Genomic DNA, 9,988 nt, shown 5'->3' on the forward strand with positions numbered 1-9,988 from the left:
GAGCCGTATGAGAAACGCACTCATTCAAAACATTTATCCATTGACACCCATGCAGGAGGGGCTTCTATATCACTCCATTTTAGACGAGCACTCAGAAGCATATTTTGATCAAACGGTCATTACCATAAATGAACGGTTGAATGCAGAGACGCTGAAGGAAAGCTTCCAAACCCTAATTGACCGTTATGATGTGTTACGGACTGTGTTTGTTTATAAAGAAACAGACCAACCGTTACAAGTCGTGCTGGCTAATAAAGAAGCAACGATTGATTATAGAGACATTACGGAATTAAATGAAGCAGAACAACGTTTATATGTTGATAATTTTACGATTAATGATCGGAAAATTCGTTTTGATCTGGAAAAGGATCTCCTTATTCGGATAAGTGTTCTTGCATTAAGTGATACAAGCTGCAAAATGGTTCTAAGCTTTCATCACATCATTATGGATGGCTGGTGTATTGGTACAATTGCGAAGGATCTGTTCCAAATTTACAGAGCTTATTCCCTCGGGAAGAAGCCAGAATTGGACGCAGTATTTCCATATAGCCGGTATATCAGTTGGTTAGGGCAGCAAAATAAGAAGACAGCTCTTGCTTATTGGGAACAACAATTATCAGGTGTGGAAGAGCAAAGTGGCTTACCTCTTAGCAGCAAGTCAACTGAGGATGGAAGCTACAAGCTGAACAACCATATTTTCACCTTGGACGAGCAGTTAACCCGTGGTTTGGAAATGATAGCACAACAAAATCAGGTAACCTTAAGTTCTGTATTTCATGGGATATGGGGTCTGTTGCTGCAAAGATACAATAACACCAAAGATGTGGTATTTGGTTCCGTTGTTTCCGGCCGTCCAGCTGAGCTGGAAGGGTCGGAGAAAATGGTTGGATTATTTATTAATACGATTCCTGTACGTATTTGTCATAAAGAAGCACAAACATTTTCCCAGATAATCAAACAATTTCAGCAGAACATGATGGAATCGGGGAAGTACCATTTTCTATCCTTGGCTGATATCCAGATGCTAACCCCACTGGGCAAGAGCTTAATCCACCATATCATAGCGTTCGAGAACTACCCAATTACTGAAGAGCTTGCTGGTGGTGAAGGAGAACAGCTTGTTTCAATTGTGGAAACCGAGGGCTTTGAGCAAACGAATTATGATTTTAATATTGGAGTCATTCCTGGTAAAGAATTGAAGGTTAAGTTTGGCTATAACAGTATTGCTTATCAAGCTTCAGATATTGAAAGAATTGAACTGCACCTAAAACAAATAGCTGAACAGGTAGTTTCTAATCCGCATATGAATGTGGATGATATTGATTTGCTTTCTGGCGAGGAAAAACACAGAATCCTGCGAGATTTTAATGATACAGATGCCTTATATCCTCAAAGTCAAACGATTCAACAGCTATTCGAAGAGCAGGCGGCGCTGACGCCGAATCGTTTGGCAGCAGCATTCGCTGATGGGCGGTTAACTTATCTGGAATTGAACGAACGGGCTAATCGATTGGCTCGCGTCTTGAGGATGAAAGGGGTGCAAACTGGCCAGATTGTTGGGATTGCAGCCTATCGCTCACCGGAGATGCTAGTCGGGATCATGGCTATTCTTAAGGCAGGGGGGGCTTACTTGCCAATCAATCCAGAGGATCCTCTGGAACGAATTCAATATATAGCGGGTAACAGCGGAGCTTCCATCCTGCTGGTGCAGCAGGAAATCCAATCTACATTGAAGGATCTTTCACCGAATATCAGCGTGCTTGCGATCGGAGCAGACTGGGCAACTGAAAAAACTAATCTTGAACCTTACAGTGGGCCGGAGGATGTAGCTTACGTAATTTATACTTCCGGTTCTACAGGTAAGCCTAAAGGAGTTATGATTCGTCACACCTCTATAGTGAATCGACTTCATTGGATGCAAAAAAAGTATCCGATTGGTGTGGACGATATCATTTTACAGAAAACGCCTTACACCTTTGATGTTTCTGTATGGGAACTATTTTGGTGGGCTATAGCCGGAGCTTCAGTCTACTTTCTTCCGCCTGATGGAGAGAAGGATCCCAAGCTACTGGTGGACACGGTGGCAGAACAGAAAATTACAACCCTTCATTTTGTGCCTTCCATGTTGTCTGTTTTTTTGGAGTATGTTGAGCAGCACCAAGCAGAGGGGAAACTCAGCAGTATTAAACGAGTTTTCGCTAGCGGGGAGGCACTAACAGTAAAGCAAGCCAGACGGTTTAATACTCTGCTTCGAAAGCCGAAGGGCACAACTCTGCATAATTTATACGGACCAACGGAGGCAACAGTGGATGCAACATGGTTTGATTGCCCGGATGGAGATGATTTGCAGAGTATTCCAATTGGTAAGCCTATTGACAATACCCGGTTGTACATTTTGGATCAGGAGAGGAGACTGCTTCCTGTTGGTATTCCGGGCGAACTTTATATTGCTGGTACAGGAGTAGCCCTAGGCTACATTAATCAACCTGATCTAACGGACGAAAGATTCACAGATAGTCCCTTCGTTATCGGAGAGCGCATGTATAAAACAGGGGACTTGGCAAAGTGGCTTCCTGACGGCAATGTGGAGTATCTCGGAAGAACAGACCATCAGGTGAAAATTCGTGGATATCGTATTGAGACTGGAGAAATCGAAAAGGTCCTGCTCTCTCATCATGACATCAGAGAGGCCGTTGTTCTATCTAGAAAAGACCAAGAGGACGAAACGTATTTATGCGCTTATATTGTGTCTGACCGTGAACTCTTAACACAGGAAATACGATCCTATTTGAAAGCGTCTCTACCCTTGTATATGGTACCTGCTCATCTAATACAGATTGCTGCGATACCTCTTACGACTAATGGAAAGGTGAACCGAGGAGCGCTTCCTGAGCCCCATCATGTGATTCGGGAGCAGGGGTTTGTAGCTCCTCGTACAGATACAGAAACTCGTCTAGTACGTTTGTGGGAGGATATTCTGCATGTGAGCCCAATAGGTGTACACAGCCATTTTTTTGAACTGGGTGGACATTCGCTAAAGGCTACAATACTGATCGGGAAAATTATTCGAGAATTCCAGGTCGAGTTGCCTATGCGTGAAATATTTGAGTATCCAACTGTGGAAAGCATGAGCAAACTCATTGAACGTACCATCGGGAGAGGGGCAGGTACATTTACCGAAATTGCTCTACTTTCTGGTCAAACCTATTATCCGGTTTCCTCCTCGCAAAGACGTCAGATGATACTGCATCAACTTGAAGGAGCGGAACTGGTTTACAATATGCCTTCTGTCATGCTCGTTCAAGGCCATCTGGATCAGGAGCGGTTGAAAATGGCATTCACCACTCTGATTAACAGGCATGAAGCATTGCGCACTTCATTTTCATGGATCAACGGAGAGCCGGTTCAAAGCGTACATGACGAAGTAGAATTTGAGTTGAAGATTCATAGTCTGACCAGCAAAGAGGATATAGAGGAACAGCAAATAGAAACGGTGCTAAGTGAATTCGTCCAACCGTTTGACCTGAGCCGTGCCCCTTTATTAAGAGGCGAGCTGATTCCGTTGACAGAGAACCAAAATATGCTGCTGGTTGATTTGCACCATATTATTTCGGATGGCGTTTCTATGTCTATTATTATGGATGAATTTGTAAAATCGTATGATGGACAAGCACTTCCGCCTCTATCCGTTCAGTACAAAGATTATGCTAGCTGGCATAATGAGCAAGTAAATCATGGATTTATTAAAGATCAGGAATCCTACTGGCTGGACATCTTTAAAAATGAGCCACCTGTACTGGAGCTACCAACGGATTTTCCAAGACCGTCTATTCAAAGCTATGAAGGTAACACGGTATCTCGAATCCTGGGCGATGATATAACAGAGCCACTTCATAAACTCGCAGCTGAAACTCAAAGTACATTATTCATGATTTTACTGGCTGTATATAACGTTGTTTTGTCCAAGCATGCACGACAAGATGACATTGTCATCGGTACGCCGGTTGCTGGGAGGAGACATCCAGATACGGAAAAGATCGTCGGCATGTTTGTCAATACGTTGGCACTGCGTACTAGCCCTTCATCGGAGAAGAGTCTTTCTGCTTTTTTGGATGAAGTTAAGGAAGCGGTTTTATCTGCTTTTGAGCATCAGGAATATCCCTTTGAGCAATTGGTCGAAAAGCTTGCGCTACGGAGAGATGTGAGCCGAAGCCCGATCTTCGACACCATGTTTGTTATGCAAAATACAAAAGGGCAACCCCTACAATCTAGTGGGTTGGAATTCAAACCGTTTCCGTTCAATCCAGGTGTTTCCCGATTTGATTTAACCTTGAGCGCGGAAGAAACAGGCAGCTACCTTCATTTAAATTTGGAGTACAACAGTGCTTTGTTCCAAAAGGATACTGTTGAACGCTTCTTGGATCATATGGTGGTGGTGCTAAGGTCTTTTGTAGCTCATAGCACACAAACGATAGGTGATACAGATTTATTAACAACGGTAGAAAAAGAAGTGATTTTGAAGAAATTCAACGGGACGGCTGCGCCTTATCCAAGGGAGAAGACGATTCATCAATTGTTTGAGGAGCAGGTGGAGCGAACACCGGAACATCCGGCAGCCCTATACCAAGATCGGCAATTGACGTACCGGGAGCTGAATGCCCAAGCGAATCGGGTGGCTCACGTCCTGCGGAAGAAAGGCATCGGACCCGACCAGATGGTGGGCATCGCAGTTCATCGATCGCTGGAGATGATCGTCGGCCTGCTGGGGATTTTGAAGGCAGGCGGGGCGTATCTGCCGTTACATCCAGAGGACCCAGAAGAACGGCTGGGATTCATGCTGGAGGATAGCGGGGCATCTATCCTGCTGACCCAGCGGGATCAGTTGGACCGCCTTCGTCCGCACGGAGCCGACCGCGAGCTGATCGCTATCGAAGATTTGCTGATGGAGGGGATGGAGCTTACAGGAGAAGAATGCGAGAAGAACCCAGAACCTGTTAACCGCTCGAGCGATTTGGTGTACGTGATCTATACGTCAGGCTCCACCGGCAAGCCGAAGGGGGTCATGATTGAGCACGCTTCACTGATCAACCGGCTGCACTGGATGGAACAACGAATTCCGTTTGGAGCGGAGGATGTGATCCTGCAAAAAACGCCTTATACCTTTGACGTATCGTTGTGGGAGCTGTTCTCGTGGGCGATTCAGGGAGCGACAGTATGCTTTTTGGAGCCAGGAGGCGAGAAAGACCCGGCAACGATAGCCGAAACGGTGGAGGCCAACGGAGTAACGGCGATCCATTTTGTGCCATCCATGCTGGGAGCGTTCCTGGAGTATATCGAGCACAGCGGAGCCGCCGGGAAAATGCGGAGTGTACGGCGAGTATTTGCCAGCGGGGAAGCGCTGATGACAGAGCATGTCCGCCGGTTTAACCGTTTGCTGGGAGCCGAAGGAGCCACGCTGCACAACCTGTATGGACCGACGGAAGCGACGGTAGAGGTGGCGTATTACGACTGTCCTGCGGACCAGGAACCGGAGAGTATTCCGATTGGGAAGCCGATTGATAACGTGAAATTGTATATTTTGGACCATAAAGACCGATTGCAGCCAATAGGCGTACCGGGCGAGCTGCACATTGGAGGGGACTGCGTAGCCCGAGGATATGTGAATCGGAAAGAACTGACGGAGGAGAAATTCGTAGAAGACCCATATACGTCAGAGGGACGGATGTACCGGACGGGAGATTTGGCGAGATGGCTGCCGGATGGAAACATTGAATATATGGGTCGGATTGACCATCAGGTGAAAATTCGGGGCTACCGGATCGAACTGGGTGAGATTGAAGCGGCAATACTGGCCTACGAAGGGGTCCAGACGGCAGTAGTACTTGCTCGTGACGACCGTTCTGGGGGAAGTTATTTATGCGCCTATGTTGAACATGCCCAGGAGTTCAATATACAAGCATTAAAGGCTCGTATTAAAGAAGTTCTACCCGAGTACATGGTGCCTGCTTATATCGTATCTATGGAAGCTATGCCTTATCTATCGAGCGGTAAGATCGACAGAAAAGCATTGCCTGAGCCTGATCACAGTCTGTCGATTGAGGTAGATTATATTTCTCCTTCCAATGAGGTTGAAGCGTTGATGGCCGAAATCTGGCAAGAGGTTCTTGGCTATGCTCCTATCGGAACGAATCATAACTTTTTTGAATTGGGCGGAGATTCAATTAAAGCTATTCAAATTTCCACACGTCTAAGTAAGCACGGATATCGTATGGAAATTAAGGACCTTTTCCGTCATCAAACGATAGGTAGCCTGACTCCGGATCTAAGAGCAGTCAGTGTTCAAGCCGAACAAGGGATTATTGAAGGAGAGGCTGAGTTATCGCCTATCCAACGATGGTTTTTTGAGCAAAAGTTCACGGAATCGAACTATTGGAACCAGGCTGTTATGTTGTATAGCCAAAAGGGATGGAAGGAAGAACTGGTCGATCAGGTGTTGTGTAAACTGACAGAGCATCATGATGCCTTACGAATGACATATACAGCGAGTCCGGACAGAATCACTCCCGTCATTCATGGTACGAATCGAAAGGTATATGCTCTTACTGTTCTGGATGTAAGCCATGAGGCATCCATTGAAGAAGCAATCCAAAGCCTTAGCGAAGCGATTCAGCGGCGTATGAATTTGGAAGAGGGTCCACTTGTGCAAGCAGGGTTGTTTCACACGGCTCAAGGTGATCACTTATTACTCGCGATTCATCATTTGGTGGTAGATGGAGTTTCTTGGAGAATTCTATTGGAAGATTTGGAGCAAGGGTATATGCAGGCGCTTAATAATGAAGAAATTCTCTTCCAGGCGAAGACCCATTCATGGAAGGACTGGACCCATCGCCTGGGTGATGATGCAAAGGGTGCGCGTCCAGCTCGTTACAAGCGTTATTGGGAGAATGTGATCCGTCATGCCAGTAAACCGCTTCATAAAGACTACCCGGTCGCTGACAGAAGAGGGAAAGACCTGAAAATCTGTAGCGTAAGGCTTTCCAAGCAACAAACAGATCGTCTACAGAAGGATGTACACAAGGTTTATAGTACGAATGTAAACGATCTACTGTTGACAGCCTTTGGACTGGCATTGAGAGACTGGACTGATAATGATGGATTTACCATTTTGCTGGAAGGACACGGACGGGAACAGATCTTTGATGATATAGATATAACCAGAACGGTCGGCTGGTTTACTACGATGTATCCTATTCATCTGGATATGAAGCATAATGCAGATTTAGCTTACCAAATTAAGCTGACCAAGGAAGCGTTGCGACGTGTTCCTAATAAGGGCATTGACTTCGGAATTCTGGAATATATGACCTTACACGATTTGAAAAGTACTAATCAGGGACATTTTGCACCTGAAATCCGGTTTAATTATCACGGCCAGATTGATTCAGGCTCCGTTGCGCCTTTATTTGTCGAATCAAAGTATTCTCCGGGCCGGACAGTAAGTGAGGAGACCGAGACACCATTTGTGCTTGATATTAATGGCAGTATCGAACAGGGGATATTAACCCTCGGGATTGAGTATAGCAGTCGTGAATATGCTGAATCGAGTATTCAAAAATTGGGAAATTTTTTGCAAAGTCGTTTGCTAGAAATTATTGAGCATTGCTCTGAAAAGAAGGAGAAGGAATGGACTCCCGCAGATGTGAGCGATGATGAGAATCTTTCAATTAACGATTTGGATGAGATTATGGCCTACTATAAAAATAATACATCTTCCTAGGCGGTGGATTATGAGTAAAGATCTGCAAATTCAAAGTATATTCCGATTAACCCCGATGCAACAAGGAATCTTGTTCCATAGCCTGCTAGATCAAACTTCGTACGCCTATTTTGAACAGGTGAGTCTTACCTTGAACGGCTTACTCGAGGTAGAGCTTCTGGATCGAAGTCTTTCTGTTCTATTTGAGCGCCATGAAATATTGCGCAGCAATGTTTTTCACGTCAATATTGAAGAGCCTAAATTGATCGTATTTCGGCAAAAGCATCCAGCAATTCACTTTGAGGACATTTCTTCACTAACGCAATCTGACCAGGTGGCCTATATAGAACAGTTTGTTCAACGTGATAAGGCCAACGGATTTGATATTACCCGGGATGAGTTATTCCGGGTCTCCATATTGCAGTGTGCGTCTGATGTATACAAGCTGATCGTTAGCTTCCACCACATCATTATGGATGGATGGTGCTTAGAAATCGTTTTGAAAGAATGGTTCCAGATCTACACATCATTGCAAAAGAATGAGCCAGTTCAACTGGGAGAAGCTCCTTCTTATGAAAAATACCTCAAGTGGTTGGACAAGCAGGATACAGATATAGCGCTTACGTTTTGGGAGCGATATTTGGATGGTTTTGAACAGCAGAGCATCTTGCCTGCGAATGGTAAAGGGAGCCAAATTGATTACGATCCACAGCAGCAAATCTTTAGCTTTGATTCGCAATTAACGGGTCAGTTGGAATCACTGGCCAAAGAACTCAAGGTTACTTTGAGTACATTGTTTCACTCTATCTGGGGTTTGCTATTGATGAAATACAACAACACCCGCGACGTGGTATTTGGCTCTGTCGTTTCCGGTCGTCCGTCAGATATTCCGGGAGCAGAAAACATGGTGGGCCTATTTATCAATACTATTCCAGTGCGTATATCGAGTGAAGAGGATCATCTTGCTTTTTCGGATTTCGTCCAGCATGTACAACATTCGGTTATGGAGGCGGGGCAGCATCATTATGTGCCCCTTGCTGATATTCAGGCGGGTAGTTTGTTGAAGAGTAATCTGATACACCATATTTTGGCCTTTGAAAATTTCCCGGGGATGGAGGAAGCTTCCGATCACGAGAACGAAAACAGTTTAGCGGTTTCGGAGATGGCTGGCTTTGAACAGACTAATTATTCTTTCAACCTTAACGTTGTCCCCGGTGAGAAACTGCGGATGAAATTCAGCTATAACGGTCTATTATACGAACCAGAATATATAGATCGATTAGGTCGACATGTTGAGGAAATCGCCCGCACTATAGTTTCGTCTGCTGATATAGTTTTGCACGAAATAGATATTATTCTTCCAGAAGAAAAAGAAGTGATTTTGAAGAAATTCAACGGGACGGCTGCGCCTTATCCAAGGGAGAAGACGATTCATCAATTGTTTGAGGAGCAGGTGGAGCGAACACCGGAACATCCGGCAGCCCTATACCAAGATCGGCAATTGACGTACCGGGAGCTGAATGCCCAAGCGAATCGGGTGGCTCACGTCCTGCGGAAGAAAGGCATCGGGCCCGATCAGATGGTGGGCATCGCAGTTCATCGATCGCTGGAGATGATCGTCGGCCTGCTAGGGATTTTGAAGGCAGGCGGGGCGTATCTGCCGTTACATCCAGAGGACCCGGAAGAACGGCTGGGATTCATGCTGGAGGATAGCGGGGCATCTATCCTGCTGACCCAGCGGGATCAGTTGGACCGCCTTCGTCCGCACGGAGTCGACCGCGAGCTGATCGCTATCGAAGATTTGCTGATGGAGGGGATGGAGCTTACAGGAGAAGAATGCGGGAAGAACCCGGAACCTGTTAATCGCTCGAGCGATTTGGTGTACGTGATCTATACGTCAGGCTCCACTGGCAAGCCGAAGGGAGTCATGATTGAGCACGCTTCACTGATCAATCGGCTGTACTGGATGGAACAACGAATTCCGTTTGGAGCGGAGGATGTGATCCTGCAAAAAACGCCTTATACCTTTGACGTATCGTTGTGGGAGCTGTTCTCGTGGGCGATTCAGGGAGCGACAGTATGCTTTTTGGAGCCAGGAGGCGAGAAAGACCCGGCAACGATAGTCGAAACGGTGGAGGCCAACGGGGTAACAGCAATCCATTTTGTGCCATCCATGCTGGGAGCGTTCCTGGAGTATATCGAGCACAGCGGAGCCGCCGGGAAAATGCGGAG

The 9,988-nt window shown here is 46.0% G+C and carries 2 protein-coding genes; both read left to right on the forward strand.

Annotation, left to right across the window (positions count from 1 at the left end; translation table 11 throughout):
- Window positions 1–7: 7 nt before the first annotated feature.
- Window positions 8–7,777, forward strand: coding sequence for a non-ribosomal peptide synthetase (locus HFE01_RS22495; protein ID WP_167442869.1), 7,770 nt, complete (start codon window positions 8–10; stop codon window positions 7,775–7,777).
- A gap of 10 nt (window positions 7,778–7,787) precedes the next feature.
- Window positions 7,788–9,988 (forward strand): non-ribosomal peptide synthetase (locus HFE01_RS22500; RefSeq protein ID WP_167442870.1); only part of this gene is annotated, 2,201 nt, incomplete at its 3' end.

The sequence above is a fragment of the Paenibacillus sp. EKM10P genome, assembly GCF_011800655.1.
Classification (GTDB): Bacteria; Bacillota; Bacilli; order Paenibacillales; family Paenibacillaceae; genus Paenibacillus; species Paenibacillus polymyxa.

Coding starts and splice junctions, on each gene's coding strand:
- HFE01_RS22495 (WP_167442869.1), top strand. CDS start 8: ATGAGAAACGCACTCATTCAAAACATTTATCCATTGACACCCATGCAG.